The sequence below is a fragment of the Pseudomonas sp. 2995-3 genome (genome assembly GCF_002742565.1).
GTDB classification, from domain to species: domain Bacteria; phylum Pseudomonadota; class Gammaproteobacteria; order Pseudomonadales; family Pseudomonadaceae; genus Aquipseudomonas; species Aquipseudomonas edaphica.
The window spans coordinates 122,812-137,558 of sequence record NZ_LJSB01000315.1 but is presented as its reverse complement, the minus strand read 5'-3'; the positions used below and the strand labels follow the sequence as shown (position 1 = coordinate 137,558).

Annotated in this window: 13 protein-coding genes; 5 read left to right on the top strand and 8 right to left on the bottom strand. The window is 59.3% G+C overall.

Annotation, left to right across the window (positions count from 1 at the left end):
• Window positions 1–86 precede the first annotated feature (86 nt).
• The 3 genes from rho to AOA62_RS27705 form a co-directional block, all read right to left on the bottom strand.
• A complete protein-coding gene (rho, locus tag AOA62_RS27715; protein WP_003176825.1) occupies window positions 87–1,346 on the bottom strand; it encodes a transcription termination factor Rho in 1,260 nt (419 codons plus the stop codon).
• Between the two features lie 235 nt (window positions 1,347–1,581).
• Window positions 1,582–1,911, bottom strand: a complete 330-nt coding sequence (trxA, locus tag AOA62_RS27710; protein WP_003213989.1) for a thioredoxin TrxA — start codon at window positions 1,909–1,911, stop codon at window positions 1,582–1,584.
• A gap of 120 nt (window positions 1,912–2,031) precedes the next feature.
• Window positions 2,032–2,727, bottom strand: coding sequence for a FadR/GntR family transcriptional regulator (locus AOA62_RS27705; RefSeq protein ID WP_099550290.1), 696 nt, complete (start codon window positions 2,725–2,727; stop codon window positions 2,032–2,034).
• 256 nt (window positions 2,728–2,983) lie between these two features.
• On the opposite strand from AOA62_RS27705, the gene AOA62_RS27700 reads away from it, so the two are divergent.
• From AOA62_RS27700 to AOA62_RS27685, 4 genes are read left to right on the top strand one after another with little or no spacing between them, the layout of a single operon-like run.
• Window positions 2,984–3,769: a transporter substrate-binding domain-containing protein gene (locus AOA62_RS27700; RefSeq protein ID WP_017135251.1), complete on the top strand. Its 786-nt coding sequence runs from the start codon at window positions 2,984–2,986 to the stop codon at window positions 3,767–3,769.
• Between the two features lie 14 nt (window positions 3,770–3,783).
• On the top strand, window positions 3,784–4,452 hold the full coding sequence (locus AOA62_RS27695) for an amino acid ABC transporter permease (protein WP_017135250.1): 669 nt from the start codon (window positions 3,784–3,786) through the stop codon (window positions 4,450–4,452).
• Window positions 4,449–5,099: an amino acid ABC transporter permease gene (locus AOA62_RS27690; RefSeq protein WP_017135249.1), complete on the top strand. Its 651-nt coding sequence runs from the start codon at window positions 4,449–4,451 to the stop codon at window positions 5,097–5,099. Before AOA62_RS27695 ends, AOA62_RS27690 begins: the two co-directional genes overlap by 4 nt.
• Entirely contained in the window at window positions 5,086–5,823 is a 738-nt protein-coding gene (locus AOA62_RS27685; RefSeq protein WP_017135248.1) for an amino acid ABC transporter ATP-binding protein, read from the top strand. The genes AOA62_RS27690 and AOA62_RS27685 overlap by 14 nt, the downstream gene beginning before the upstream one ends.
• A 4-nt stretch (window positions 5,824–5,827) precedes the next feature.
• On the opposite strand, the gene AOA62_RS27680 is transcribed toward AOA62_RS27685, so the two are convergent.
• From AOA62_RS27680 to AOA62_RS27665, 4 genes are all read right to left on the bottom strand, one after another.
• Complete coding sequence (locus AOA62_RS27680) at window positions 5,828–6,424, bottom strand: hypothetical protein (protein ID WP_099550289.1); 597 nt, start codon at window positions 6,422–6,424, stop codon at window positions 5,828–5,830.
• Window positions 6,390–8,828, bottom strand: coding sequence for a fimbria/pilus outer membrane usher protein (locus AOA62_RS27675; RefSeq protein ID WP_099550288.1), 2,439 nt, complete (start codon window positions 8,826–8,828; stop codon window positions 6,390–6,392). The genes AOA62_RS27680 and AOA62_RS27675 overlap by 35 nt, the downstream gene beginning before the upstream one ends.
• Before the next feature lie 43 nt (window positions 8,829–8,871).
• Window positions 8,872–9,540 carry a fimbria/pilus chaperone family protein gene (locus AOA62_RS27670; RefSeq protein ID WP_099550287.1) on the bottom strand — a complete coding sequence of 223 codons (669 nt, stop codon included), beginning with the start codon at window positions 9,538–9,540 and terminating at the stop codon, window positions 8,872–8,874.
• A gap of 169 nt (window positions 9,541–9,709) precedes the next feature.
• A complete protein-coding gene (locus AOA62_RS27665; protein WP_099550286.1) occupies window positions 9,710–10,366 on the bottom strand; it encodes a DUF1120 domain-containing protein in 657 nt (218 codons plus the stop codon).
• A gap of 477 nt (window positions 10,367–10,843) precedes the next feature.
• Here AOA62_RS27665 and ppx point away from each other — a divergent pair, with 477 nt between their 5' ends.
• Complete coding sequence (gene ppx / locus AOA62_RS27660) at window positions 10,844–12,346, top strand: exopolyphosphatase (RefSeq protein WP_017135243.1); 1,503 nt, start codon at window positions 10,844–10,846, stop codon at window positions 12,344–12,346.
• 174 nt (window positions 12,347–12,520) lie between these two features.
• On the opposite strand, the gene ppk1 is transcribed toward ppx, so the two are convergent.
• On the bottom strand, window positions 12,521–14,743 hold the full coding sequence (ppk1, locus tag AOA62_RS27655) for a polyphosphate kinase 1 (protein ID WP_017135242.1): 2,223 nt from the start codon (window positions 14,741–14,743) through the stop codon (window positions 12,521–12,523).
• Window positions 14,744–14,747 lie beyond the last annotated feature (4 nt).

Genomic DNA, 14,747 nt, shown 5'->3' with positions numbered 1-14,747 from the left:
CACTCTCGGCACACAAACCTCCCTGTTTGGCGCAAAAAAAATGGCACCCTTCAAGGGCACCATTTTCTCAGACCTGAACCGTAGTATTACTTACGCTTCATAGACAGGAAGAACTCGTCGTTGGTCTTGGTGGTTTTCAGCTTGTCGATGAGGAACTCGATGGCGGCTACTTCGTCCATCGGGTGCAGCAGCTTGCGCAGGATCCACATGCGCTGCAGTTCGTCGTCGGCGGTCAGCAACTCTTCACGGCGGGTGCCGGAGCGGTTGATGTTGATCGCAGGGAACACACGCTTTTCAGCGATACGACGGTCCAAAGGCAGTTCCATGTTACCGGTACCTTTAAACTCTTCGTAGATCACTTCATCCATCTTAGAGCCGGTTTCAACCAGCGCGGTGGCGATAATGGTCAGCGAGCCGCCTTCTTCGATGTTGCGCGCAGCACCGAAGAAACGCTTTGGTTTCTCCAGGGCGTGGGCATCGACACCACCGGTGAGTACCTTGCCGGAGCTTGGGATCACGGTGTTGTAGGCACGCGCCAGACGGGTGATGGAGTCGAGCAGGATCACCACATCCTTCTTGTGTTCGACCAGGCGCTTGGCCTTCTCGATCACCATTTCGGCAACCTGCACGTGGCGGGTTGGCGGCTCATCGAACGTCGAGGCAACCACTTCGCCGCGCACGGTGCGCTGCATTTCGGTTACTTCTTCCGGGCGCTCATCGATCAGCAATACGATCAGGTGAACTTCCGGGTTGTTACGCGCGATGTTCGCTGCAATGTTCTGCAGCATGATGGTCTTACCGGCTTTCGGCGGTGCGACGATCAGGCCGCGCTGGCCTTTGCCGATCGGGGCGCACAGGTCGATGACACGACCGGTCAAGTCTTCGGTGGAACCGTTACCGGCTTCCATCTTCATGCGCACGGTCGGGAACAGCGGCGTCAGGTTCTCGAAGAGAATCTTGTTCTTCGCGTTCTCAGGACGATCGAAGTTGATCGTGTCGACCTTGAGCAGGGCGAAATAACGCTCGCCTTCCTTCGGAGGACGGATCTTGCCGACGATGGTGTCACCGGTGCGCAAGTTGAAGCGACGGATCTGGCTCGGCGAGACGTAAATATCGTCTGGGCCGGCGAGATAGGAAGCGTCTGCAGAGCGGAGGAAGCCGAAGCCGTCCTGGAGAATCTCCAGCACGCCATCACCGGAGATTTCCTCGCCGCTTTTCGCGTGCTTTTTGAGCAGGGAGAAAATCACGTCCTGCTTGCGCGAACGGGCCATATTTTCTATGCCCATTTCTTCGGCCAATTGGAGCAGGTCGGTAATCGGCTTTTGCTTGAGTTCAGTCAGATTCATATAGGAATGACGTAATCATTTATGGAGGGGGGAAATTAAGCTTTTGGCTTAATGAGGCCGCGCCGCAGAGAAGGCGACAGGATCGCGTACTAATCGAAAAGGAATGCGTCGGCGACGGCTTGCAGGGGGCAGTGGAGAAACCAGTGCGGGGCCGAATGTACCACCTGAATTTCGGAGCGTCTAGCCCTGTTTCACGAAAAAGCCCCGCTATTTTGCGGGGCTTTTTTGACGACGCTTAGATGTTCGCGTCGAGGAAAGCTTGCAGCTGGGACTTCGACAGCGCACCCACTTTAGTGGCTTCGACGTTGCCGTTCTTGAACAGCATCAGGGTCGGGATACCACGCACGCCGTGTTTGGCCGGGGTTTCCTGATTGTCGTCGATGTTCAGCTTGGCAATGGTCAGCTTGCCTTCGTAAGTGGTCGCAATGTCGTCCAGAACAGGAGCGATCATTTTGCAAGGGCCACACCATTCAGCCCAGTAGTCAACCAGTACCGGGCCTTGAGCCTTGAGTACTTCGGCCTCAAAGGTCGCGTCGGTGACGTGCTTGATAAGATCGTTGCTCATGGATGTCTCCGGATTGTAAGCAAAAAAAACGTGGCCCATCATAGCCGCCCTTCCCCCGTTCAGGAAGCCGCCTCTGATTGAGTCTTGCTATGGCGTTGCATGAGTTTGGGTATAGCCCACTCACGGCGTCACGGGAGTCACGAAGACGATGCCCGTGCGCAATGCCGCATTGCGCACGTGTTCCTGCATGGTTTTCTGCGCCGCAGCACTGGCGCGCCTGGCCAGGGCACGCAGGATCTTGCGGTGCTCTTGCCAAGTCTCCATGGCCCGTTCCGGTCGGATGAACGGTAGCTTCTGGCTCTCCAGGAACACCTCGGCACTGGCACTCAGGATGCTCACCATCGCCTGGTTACCGCTGGCCAGCAGGATCCGCTGATGGAACTCGAAGTCCAGCCGGGCAGCGGCTTCGAAGTCGCCAGCCTTGAGCACTTTGCGCATGGCCTCGACATTGTCTTGCAGGCTGTCCAGTTCATCGAGAGTCAACGTCACTGCCGCCAACCCCGCGGCGAACCCTTCCAGGGCGTAGCGCAACTGGAAGATATCCAGGGGCGTGGCCTGGGCAGCGAAGGGCCAGGCGAACCCCGGCGCTTCTTGCACCTCTTGCACAAACACGCCTTTACCCGGCTGCACACTCACCACGCCCAATGCACTTAAAGACGACAACGCCTCGCGCAACGATGCCCGACTCACGCCCAACTGTACCGCCAGGTCGCGCTGGGACGGCAACGCGTCACCCGCTGCAAAGCCCTGTTCCTTGATCAGTTTGCGGATGGCCTGCAGGGCCGCTTCCGGTACGGCTTGGGCGATGGAATTCATAGAAAACTCAAGGTTGCAGTCAACGGAGCGGCTAGTTGTAAAGCTATTCGCAGCCGGCGGCAAGCCGCGCCCCAAAGGGGCTCGCGAGGTTTTATCGGCGCTCGAAAAAGGTGCGAAAAACTCGCTCACTGTTCAGACCAGTAAGACCACCAGAACTCAACAAATACCAGCGTTCCAGGCCATTGGCGCCGTGATGGCATGGGCCGTGCAATGGCTCGAAACAGAATATTCCCGCGCCCTTCCCCGGAGAGTTGCCATGACCAAGCGCTACAGCGCCCTGCTCACTGCCCTGTTTGCCAGCCTGATGCTGAGCCAGGCGCCCGCCCATGCCAACGGTCTGGACGATATCGTCGCCCGTGGCACCCTCAAGGTTGCCGTGCCCCAAGACTTCCCGCCGTTCGGCTCGGTTGGCCCGGACATGAAACCCCGTGGCCTGGACGTCGACACCGCCAAGCTGCTGGCCGACCAGCTCAAGGTCAAGCTGGAACTGACCCCGGTGAACAGCACCAACCGTATCCCGTTTCTCACTACCGGCAAGGTCGACCTGGTGATTTCCAGCCTGGGCAAGAACGCCGAGCGCGAAAAGGTCATCGACTTCTCCAAGGCCTACGCGCCGTTCTACCTGGCCGTGTTCGGGCCGCCTGATGCGGCCATCCACACCACCGATGACCTCAAGGGCAAGACCATCAGCGTGACCCGCGGCGCCATCGAAGACATCGAGCTGACCGCCGTCGCGCCCAAGGAAGCCACGATCAAGCGTTTCGAAGACAACAACTCAACCATCGCCGCCTACCTGGCCGGCCAGGTCGACCTGATCGCCAGCGGCAACGTGGTGATGGTGGCGATCAGCGAGCGCAGTAATAAACGTGGGCTGGAGCTGAAAGTGAAACTCAAGGATTCGCCGGTGTACGTGGGAGTTAACAAGAATGAGCCAGCGCTGCTGGAGAAGGTCAACCAGATCCTGGTCGCGGCCAAAGCCGATGGCAGCCTGGAAAAGAACGCGATGCAGTGGCTTAAAGAGCCACTGCCTGCCGATCTTTGATGCGGAGCTGATTCATGGCGTATCAATTTGACTTTGTGCCGGTGCTGGCCAATACCGACCTGCTGCTACGCGGCGCGCTGTTTACCCTTGAGCTGACGGCTATCGGCGCGATCCTCGGCGTGGCCCTGGGCACCGTCGGCGCTGTGGTGCGGGCATGGAAGATCCAGCCGTTTTCCTGGGTCTTCGGGGTGTATGTCGAGTTGATCCGCAACACGCCGTTTCTGGTGCAGTTGTTTTTCATCTTCTTCGGCCTGCCATCCCTGGGGCTGAAAATCACCGAGTGGCAAGCCGCCGTACTGGCGATGGTGATCAACCTGGGGGCGTACTCCACCGAGATCATTCGCGCCGGCATCCAGGCGGTCCCAAGCGGGCAGCTGGAAGCCGCAGCGGCATTGGCGATGACGCGTTTCGAGGCGTTTCGCCATGTGGTGCTGTTGCCGGCACTGGGCAAGGTGTGGCCGGCCCTGAGCAGCCAGATCATCATTGTGATGCTCGGCTCGGCGGTGTGTTCGCAGATCGCCACCGAAGAGCTGAGCTTTGCCGCCAACTTTATCCAGTCACGCAACTTCCGCGCGTTTGAAACCTACGCACTGACCACCCTGGTGTACCTGTGCATGGCGCTGATGATTCGCCAGTTGCTCAACTGGATCGGCCGTCGCTACGTGATGAGGAACAGCCGATGAGTGATTTCTCCTTCTGGGACATCGTGCGCAACCTCGCCACCGGCTTGCAATGGACCTTGCTGCTGTCGCTGGTGGCGTTTGTCGGTGGCGGCGTTATCGGTTTACTGGTGATGACGATGCGCATCAGCCGCAAAGCCTTCCCGCGCAATCTCGCGCGCACCTATATTGAACTGTTCCAGGGCACGCCGCTGTTGATGCAGCTGTTCCTGGTGTTTTTTGGCATCGCGCTGCTGGGTGTGGATATCTCGCCCTGGCTGGCGGCGGCGATTGCCTTGACCCTGTTTACCAGTGCTTACCTGGCCGAGATCTGGCGCGGCTGCGTCGAGTCGATTGCCCACGGGCAATGGGAAGCCTCGGCCAGCCTGGCGCTTAACCCGCTTGAACAACTGCGCTACGTGATCCTGCCGCAAGCCCTGCGCATTGCCGTGGCGCCCACCGTGGGCTTTTCGGTGCAGGTGGTCAAAGGCACCGCCGTGACCTCGATCATCGGTTTTACCGAACTGACCAAAACCGGCGGCATGCTCGCCAACGCTACCTTCGAGCCCTTTATGGTCTACGGCCTGGTGGCGCTCGGTTACTTCCTGCTCTGCTACCCCTTGTCCCTCAGTGCGCGCTACCTGGAAAGGAGACTGCATGCCTCTGCTTAGAATTTCCGCCCTGCATAAGTATTACGGCGATCACCATGTACTCAAAGGCATCGACCTGACCGTTGAAGAAGGCCAGGTGGTGGCGATCATCGGCCGCAGTGGCTCGGGCAAGTCGACCTTGCTGCGTACCCTCAATGGCCTTGAATCGATCAACGACGGCGTAATTGAGGTCGACGGCGAATACCTCGACGCCGCCCGCGCCGACCTGCGCAGCCTGCGGCAGAAAGTCGGGATGGTGTTCCAGCAGTTCAACCTGTTCCCACACCTGACCGTGGGCGAGAACGTCATGCTCGCGCCACAAGTGGTGCAGAAAGTGCCCAAGGCCAAAGCCGCCCAGCTTGCCCGGCAGATGCTGGAGCGGGTGGGGCTGGGGGAAAAATTTGATGCCTTCCCTGATCGTCTGTCCGGCGGCCAGCAGCAACGGGTCGCCATAGCCCGTGCGCTGGCCATGTCGCCCAAGGTGCTGCTGTGCGATGAAATTACCTCGGCACTGGACCCGGAGCTGGTCAATGAAGTGCTCAGTGTGGTGCGCCAATTGGCCAAGGACGGCATGACCCTGATCATGGTGACCCACGAAATGCGCTTTGCCCGGGAAGTCGGGGACAAGCTGGTGTTCATGCACCAGGGCAAGGTGCATGAAGTGGGCGACCCCAAGACCTTGTTCGCCAACCCAAAGACGCCGGAGTTCGCCAATTTCATCGGCTCGGTGGAGCAGCCGGGCTGATCGATTAACCGCCGGGCAACCATTCAAAGTGCCCCTGACCTTCGAAGACGGTCTCGTGGCGCACTGAAAAGGCATCGGGCGGTAAATACGTGTCGATCTGCACTTGTGCTGAAAAACGTGTGCCGGTCAGCGGCAAACCACCGGCTTTGGCTATCAGCACGTGACCGGGCAGTAAGTGCCCGCTGGTAGCCGTTTCTGTGGGCTGTGACGTACTCAGTTCAACGGCGCGACCATCGACCTGGGCATGCTTGAGGGCCAGGGTGAAGCTGCCCTGTCGGCCGAATCGATAGCCTTGCGTCCCCGCCGGAACACCCGTAAAGCGCAAGGCGACAGCCCCTGGTTCGGCACATACGACACTCAGCTGCAGCGTTCGCCTGCCCAGGATGATGGGCTGGCTTGCGAGCGGCTCGCCCAACAACTCCGCGCGCCGGAGCACGCCGTGGTCGACCCTTGGCTGGCTGAGGGAAAGGCGGCAGTCATTCGCCGAAGCCTCCGGGGCCGCTATCGCGAGCATGAACAACAAGCTAACGCCCAGGCACAGTCGACGCAGGGTGTATTGCGCCGATTCATTGGGCACGACAGATCGCCGAAGCCGTTTCATAGAGCTTGTCCTCTGGGGATTGCGACTCAAGGTTCAGATGCAGCAGGCACGCGCGGGCAGAGCCCGGCGGCGAAACGCTGAGGATTTGCCCGTCATCCATGTTGTTCAAAAAGATCAGGCCCTCACCCACCACATTGGTCAGGTAGGTGTTGTCCGGGCCAAACACGGCAGAGCCCTGGGGCAGAGGTGTACCTTGCTCATCGCGCACCTCAAGCAGTACCCGGCGAACATTCACCACTTGGAAATCCACGGTATTGAATGATCCGCGCCCGACGGCGAGGATTTTGGTGCCGTTCTTGAGATCGACCCGCTTGGGCAAGGACTGGGTCTGCACCTCCAGGTGGCTGGTGGTATAGGCCGGCAAGCCGGGAATCACCGCATGCCCACGGTAATCGGTCCACACCGGGCCTTGTGGGGTCGTAACCTTGGCCGCTGACACTTCCCCCACCGAAAGCACACCAAAGGTGTCCTGCACTGCGTAGGGGGAAAAGGTCAGGCCGCGCGCGTGAGCCACCACGGCACCCTGCAGTTGCCCGCTGTAGCTGGTGCTCGTGGGCGTGCGGTTCACGCCCAGGCCCACACGGGTGTAGCGCGGCATCACGTCAACATTCGCGCGAACCGCTTGCTGGCGCTCCTGCAGATCCCGCTCAACCCCCACTTCGTAGTTCACATACTCATTGACCCGCTCGGACAATGCCGTGCCCATATCGGCACGGCCATTGCGGCGACTGGCGTAGGACGTCAGGCGGCGATCTTCTCCAAAGGGCACCGTGACCTGCAGGCGCAAGGACAGCCCCTCTGGCGTGACCTCATCACGTGTTTCTCGCTCACGGCTTGCGGTCTTGCGCCGCCGCGAAGCGCCCACCTGCGAGTCGGCGATCAACGCTACATCCACCTGCCTGAACCCCTTGTTCCACGAGGCAAATACATGTTCGGCAAGCTGCCCATCAAACTGCGTACTGCGTGAGTAGCTGACTGAAAAAGCCCCCAAGGTCGGTTCTGCCCAGTTGAACCCTACCGTGTACTGATTCTGGAAACGGGTCTGCAGATCATTTTTTTTCAAACCCGGGCCTGCCTCGAGGACATCGCGATAACCTGGGCTTTGGGTCGTCGCACTCAGGCTCATCTCAACACCCGCCACCAACGGGCTGCCCAGGGATACGGCGCTGCGGCTGCCGTTCACACCCGCCTCACCATCGCGCGAGATGTTTTGCCGAGCACTGACGGTAACCCGCTGGAAAAACACACTGCTCATAGTGCCGCCGGCCGACTGGTACTCATCTGTACTCAATAAACCGAACCCCAGGGATGACTGCCGGCCAAGCCCCCAGGTGCCGCTGCCCATGACAACAGTCGGCGCCTCGCGGCCTTCGCTCAGCTGTTCACGTACCTTGCCAAGGGCGAAGTCAAAGCCTGGGGTTACGGCAATAGCCGCACCAAAGGAAGCCGCCGGCACCACGAAACTGCGGGTGCCGCCCCGCGTGCCGATAACGCTGACCTCCAGGTCACTGGTGCCATTGAGCAAAGGCAAGCCTGTCAGGCTGAACGGCCCCTCGGGCACTAACGTGGTATGGATCAGCGCACCGGACTGGCGCACCTCGACACGCGCCTGGCTGTGAGCCAAACCCTCCACCACCACACCATGATTGGCGCCGGCGCGGGAGACACCATCAGGAAACAGCTGTAATCCCGATAGCTGAATCCCACCGAACACCGGGCTTCGGGTAGAGATCTGGCCCACCTGGAAAGTTGACTGCAACGCCGCGATATCACGCTGGGCGTAGGCCTGCACATGCTCGCTGCTGCTTTTGCCGTTATCAGAAATATAGAACTGCCGGCTGCGGACCACCCAATTACCCAGGTTGAATCCCGCCTCGGTATAAGCCGAAACGAACCGGCTGGGGCCACTGCGCGACTGGGTCTGAAACCCGAGCACATCGTAGTTGAACAACGCCGCCGCACCGCCCTCGGAAAAACCTCCCACTTCCCATTCAGGCTCACGCAAGGACTGAGTAGGCACAACCAGCACCACTTCTTCGCTGCCCGGCTGCAACCTGACGATGGTCGCGGGGAACTCACCCACGAAATCGTGACAGGCCTGATCCGCCGAGATGCCCGATTGCACGATCGCCAAGGGCACTTTAAGGCCAGCTTTCTCCAGCAAACCCTGGGTAAAACACAGCTGCCCCTGATAATCGAAACGGGCCTCGACCAACCCCAGGGAATTCCCGTTGACCCGCAGCCCCACTATCTGCCTGCCCTCACGAAACCGCGCCGCACTGCGAAAGTAGTCGGAGACCTTCGGGTCGATGCCATAGCTGGCCAGGACAGCCAGGTCAAAGCCCTCTCCCAACTCGACTGCCAAAGCAAAACCGGGAGCACCCCACAAGGCTGCCAACCCCATGAAAAGCCCCGGGCGGCGAACCGTCAGTCCAGTCATCGAACGCTTAGCGCCCATGACCCAGAACATCTGCCTGGTAGTCATCGACAGCAAACCCGAAGGTCGTGGCCGGCTGCAGCACCACCGAGGACACCTCGGCCACAGGCCCTTGGGTATTGAGCGTCAACACCTCACCCGGCAGGATATAAGTGCGGGGCAGCAAGCCGGTTTGTTTCAGCGGATTAAGCTGCACTTCCAATCCCATGCGCACCACATAGGCACTGTCGTTATGCACGCTCAAGCGATCACCCCGGCGCTTCCACTTGAGCAGTTCCCAAGGTGCCTGGTGCCGGGGCAAACCTGCCGGGTGCAGGATCAGCGGCAAGTTTTGACGCAGGGTGATACCAATGGTCGCACCACCTGGCTCACGCGCCTGGGGAATCCCCTCGAAGGACACGCGCTTGAGGCGTTGAGTCTTGAGCGGCGACTTCAGGGTGCTGATAAAACGGACCAGTTGCGTTTCCCCTGGCTCCACGCGAGCAATGGGCGGGGTGACGATCAACAGGGTTTCAAGATCCTCGGGCACATTTTCTATGACGGAGTGCAGTAACGCAGGGGTAGGATCAGTGTTTTTTATATTGATCGTGGCTTCGCCATTCTCCTCATAAAGAATGACAACCGTTGTTTCAGGCAACATACCGTCGGCATGGGCTACGCCATACAGCAACAAAGCCATACAACACGATATGAAACCAATTATTCTTGAAAGACCGTTCACCGAGTTCTCCCTGGAACATTCACAAACAAATGAGTACGTGTAATTGCACAGCCACATGAAAACAGCCGATAACTAATAAGAGTCCCCCTGACTGACTCTGCCTCGCTATCGACTGTTGCTCAAACGTTTAGATGTAATCCAGAACCAGCGTCGCGTGACCATCCAACGCAATATTGCCGGTAAGGTTCAGATCACTTGCGCGATTGATCACCGCTTTGACGGCAATAACACCGGTTAGCTGAGAGATCGAAGCTGGCGCATTGACAGCGCCGTTACGCCAGGAATGCTGGTTAGGTGTCTGGGAAACCTTACCGTCGCTGGCTTGCCAGGCTGCGTCCTTGCTCGACCGTACAATCGGGTTGAGCGCCACACCGTTGGACGTCAGGTTTCTGAGGGTGACCGAATAGCCGCCGGTGCGCCTGCCACCATACGTACCGAGACCATAGTTTTGGGCTTCGGTGTAGCCAGCGCCCAATATGCCAGTAACTTTACTGGAGGCCCGCAAGTCAGTGACAGACAAGAAAAACCTGGCAGGTGTAGTACCGCAATTGACGACCAGCGAAGTGGAACGCTCCGCAAGTGGGTTGAAATTCGTCTGGGACAATTGATTGGCTCGAATCGTGCCATAGTCGATAACCCCGCCGGCGCTAACGCTCATACTGCAAGCCGCCGGAATAATGGTGCCCTTGACGATCAGGTTGCCGGTCGGGTTGGTAGTTGCATAGGCGCCTACACTGGCAAACAGGCACACAATCCCCACGGCCAAACCAAATACTTTTTTCATCTTTTACCCGTCATTAGAAGTTAACAGACGTTACTTATTAAAGGCTGAAAAGCTCCGCTTCTAAAACACGACATTCCCTGACATAAAACGCCATAAACAAATAACACCACGGCATCATTGCCGACGGGCAGTCTCGCTTGTAAGTGACCTAAAAAAGAATAGGAGAGCACGTCAACTGCTGTCCGAATACAACAAAAACATGACCACCCTTTTCAACTGCATCAGTAGTCATAACTAAAAAACCGAGCAGAACAAATACAAAACCCTTGTAAGGAAAGTCCCGAGAGTTTTTATAGGCATAAATTTAATACCTCGTACCTAGCCTTAAGTTTATTCGCTAGAGCAAAGGAGAATCGCCCTACATCTCCAACAGGCATTGCCTCCCGCACCGACAGGAAGATTCCTGAAGCACAACGCGTTGGCGCCAGCGGTCGATCGTGGCACGATGGTCGGGTTATCGACCGAGACCCCCAAACCATGCCGCAATCCCAAGCCAAGAATTTGTCCCTGATCGCCGCCATCGACCTGGGCTCCAACAGCTTTCACATGGTCGTGGCCAAGGCCCAGAACGGCGAAATCCGCATCCTCGAGCGGCTCGGCGAGAAAGTTCAACTGGCTGCCGGCATCGACGACCAGCGCCAGCTCAATGAAGAATCCATGCAGCGCGGCCTCGACTGCCTCAAGCGTTTTGCCCAACTGATCAACGGCATGCCATTGGGCGCCGTGCGAATTGTCGGCACCAACGCCCTGCGTGAGGCGCGCAACCGTGTCGAATTCATCCGCCGCGCCGAAGAAATCCTCGGGCACCCGGTAGAAGTCATCTCCGGCCGGGAAGAGGCGCGCCTTATCTACCTGGGCGTGTCCCACACCCTGGCCGACACGCCCGGCAAGCGCCTGGTGGCGGATATCGGCGGCGGCAGTACCGAGTTCATCATCGGGCAAAGATTCGAGCCATTGCTGCGCGAGAGCCTGCAAATGGGCTGCGTGAGCTTTACCCAGCGCTATTTCAAGGACGGCAAGATCACTCCGGCACGCTATGCCCAGGCCTACACGGCCGCGCGGCTGGAGATCATGAGCATCGAGCATGCGCTGCACCGCTTGACCTGGGATGAAGCCATCGGCTCGTCCGGCACCATCCGCGCCATCGGCCTGGCCCTCAAAGCCGGCGGCCATGGCACCGGTGAGGTCAACGCCGAAGGCCTGGCATGGCTCAAGCGCAAACTGTTCAAGCTGGGCGATGCCGAGAAAATCGACTTCGACGGCATCAAGCCCGACCGTCGTACCATCTTCCCGGCTGGCCTTGCGATTCTCGAAGCGATTTTCGACGCCCTCGAACTGCAACGTATGGACCACTGCGACGGCGCCCTGCGCGAAGGCGTGCTGTATGACCTGCTGGGCCGCCATCACCACGAAGACGTGCGTGAGCGCACCCTCACCTCGTTGATGGAGCGTTATCACGTCGACCTGGAACAAGCGGCCCGGGTGGAACGCAAAGCCCTGCACGCCTTTGACCAGGTAGCCGAGGACTGGGACCTGGAAGACGGCGTCTGGCGCGAACTGCTGGGCTGGGCCGCCAAGGTGCATGAAGTGGGCCTGGACATCGCCCACTACCATTACCACAAGCACGGCGCCTACCTGATCGAGCACTCGGACCTCGCCGGTTTCTCCCGCGAAGACCAACAGATGCTCGCCCTGCTGGTGCGTGGCCATCGCCGCAACATTCCCAAGGACAAATTTGCCGAGTTCGGCGACGAAGGCATCAAGCTGATCCGCCTGTGCGTGCTGCTGCGCTTTGCGATCCTGTTCCACCACATCCGTGGCACCCAGGAAATGCCCCAAGTCACCCTGCGCGCCCATGGCGACAGCCTGGACGTGGTGTTCCCCAAAGGCTGGCTGGATGAAAACCAGCTGACCCAGGCGGACTTTGCCCAGGAAGCGGAGTGGTTGACGCGGGTGGGGTTCGCGCTGAACCTGCGCTGATACGATCTATGTAACGCCACAAAACAAATGTGGGAGCGCGCTTGCTGTGGCGAGCAAGCTTGCTTGCGCTGGGGTGCGTAGCGCCCCCAAAAAGCCGGAGACTGCTGCGCAGTCAACGGAAGCAAGCTCCCTCGCCACAGCAAGCCCGCTCCCACATTAGGTCTGTGCAGGCTTTTAGTTCACCGCAAGAATCGGGCTACCCAGCTTCTCCAGCAACGTCGCCTGCGCACTGCGCGGGTTCTGGTTGCCGGTCGGGGTGTTGCGCACGTAGCGCCCGTCCGATTGCAGGCTCCAGCTGTGGGTGTTGTCGGTGAGGTAGCTTTCCAGCTCTTTCTTGACCCGCATGATCAGCTTCTTGCCTTCGACCGGGAAGCAGGTCTCCACACGCTTGTCGAGGTTGCGCTCCATCCAGTCGGCACTGGAGAGGAACATCTGTTCCTCGCCGCCATTGAGGAAGTAGAACACCCGCGTGTGCTCCAGGAAGCGGCCGATGATCGAGCGCACATGGATGTTATGTGACACACCCACAATGCCAGGGCGCAGGCAGCACATGCCACGCACCACCAGGTCGATGCGCACCCCGGACTGGCTGGCCTTGTACAGCGCGCGGATGATCTTCGGATCGGTCAGCGAGTTGAACTTGGCGATGATGTGCGCCGGCTTGCCGTCGAGGGCGAACTGGGTTTCGCGGGCAATCATGTCGAGCATGCCCTTCTTGAGCGTGAACGGCGCGTGCAACAGCTTCTTCATGCGCAAGGTCTTGCCCATGCCGATCAACTGGCTGAACAACTTGCCGACGTCCTCACACAAAGCGTCGTCGGAGGTGAGCAGGCTGTAGTCGGTGTAGAGCTTGGCGTTGCCGGCGTGATAGTTACCGGTGCCCAAGTGGGCATAACGCACGATCTCACCAGCTTCGCGACGCAGGATCAGCATCATCTTGGCGTGGGTCTTGAAGCCGACCACGCCGTAGATCACCACCGCACCGGCCGCTTGCAGGCGGCTGGCCAGTTGCAGGTTGGACTCTTCGTCAAACCGCGCACGCAGCTCGATCACCGCCGTGACTTCCTTGCCGTTACGCGCAGCGTCTACCAGCGCATCGACGATTTCCGAGTTGGCGCCAGAGCGGTACAGGGTCTGGCGCACAGCCAACACATGCGGGTCCTTGGCGGCCTGGCGCAGCAGGTCGACCACTGGCGTGAACGACTCGAACGGGTGCAACAGCAGAATGTCCTGCTTGCTCACCACGCTGAAAATGTTCTCGCTGTTTTGCAGCAGTTTCGGGATCTGTGGCGTGAACGGCGTGTATTGCAGCTCCGGGTGGCTGTCCAGGCCGGTGATGCTGAACAGACGTGTCAGGTTCACCGGGCCATTGACCTGATACAACTCGGACTCGGCCAGGTTGAACTGCTTGAGCAGGTAGTCCGACAGATGTTTGGGGCAGGTATCCGCCACTTCCAGACGTACCGCATCGCCGTAGCGCCGCGAGAACAGCTCGCCGCGCAGGGCACGGGCCAAGTCTTCGACGTCTTCGGAGTCCAGCGCCAGGTCGGCGTTACGGGTCAGGCGGAACTGGTAGCAGCCCTTGACCTTCATGCCCTGGAACAGGTCATCGGCGTGCGCGTGGATCATCGAAGACAGGAATACATAGTTATCGCCAGCGCCCCCTACTTCTTCCGGTACCTTGATGATCCGTGGCAACAGACGCGGCGCCGGGATGATCGCCAGGCCCGAATCGCGACCGAAGGCGTCGATGCCTTCCAGCTCGACGATAAAGTTGAGGCTCTTGTTCACCAGCAACGGGAACGGGTGCGTCGGGTCGAGGCCGATCGGGGTGATGATCGGTGAAATTTCGTCACGGAAGTAGCGACGCACCCAGGTCTTGATCTTGGTGGTCCAGTGACGACGACGGATGAAGCGGACCTGATGTTTTTCCAGTTCCGGCAGCAGGATGTCGTTGAGGATCGCGTATTGGCGGTCCACATGGCCGTGCACCAGTTCGCTGATGCGCGCCAGGGCCTGATGCGGCTGCAGGCCGTCGGCACCGGCTTGTTCGCGGGCAAAGGTGATTTGCTTTTTGAGGCCGGCAACGCGGATCTCGAAGAACTCGTCCAGGTTGCTGGAGAAGATCAGCAGGAATTTAAGCCGCTCCAGCAGTGGGTAGGACTCATCCAGCGCCTGCTCCAGCACGCGGATGTTGAATTGCAGTTGTGACAGCTCACGATGGATGTACAGGCTGCTGTCATCCAGGTTGGTCACCGCTGCCACCGGGGCCGGCGCGGGCGCTTCAGCCACCACAGCAGGCGCAGCCGGCTCCAGCTCCGGTGGGGTTTCGGCGATTTGTTCAACCACCGGGTGAGCGTCTTTTACAGCAACTTCGGAGAGTCCTTCGGTATTCATCGAG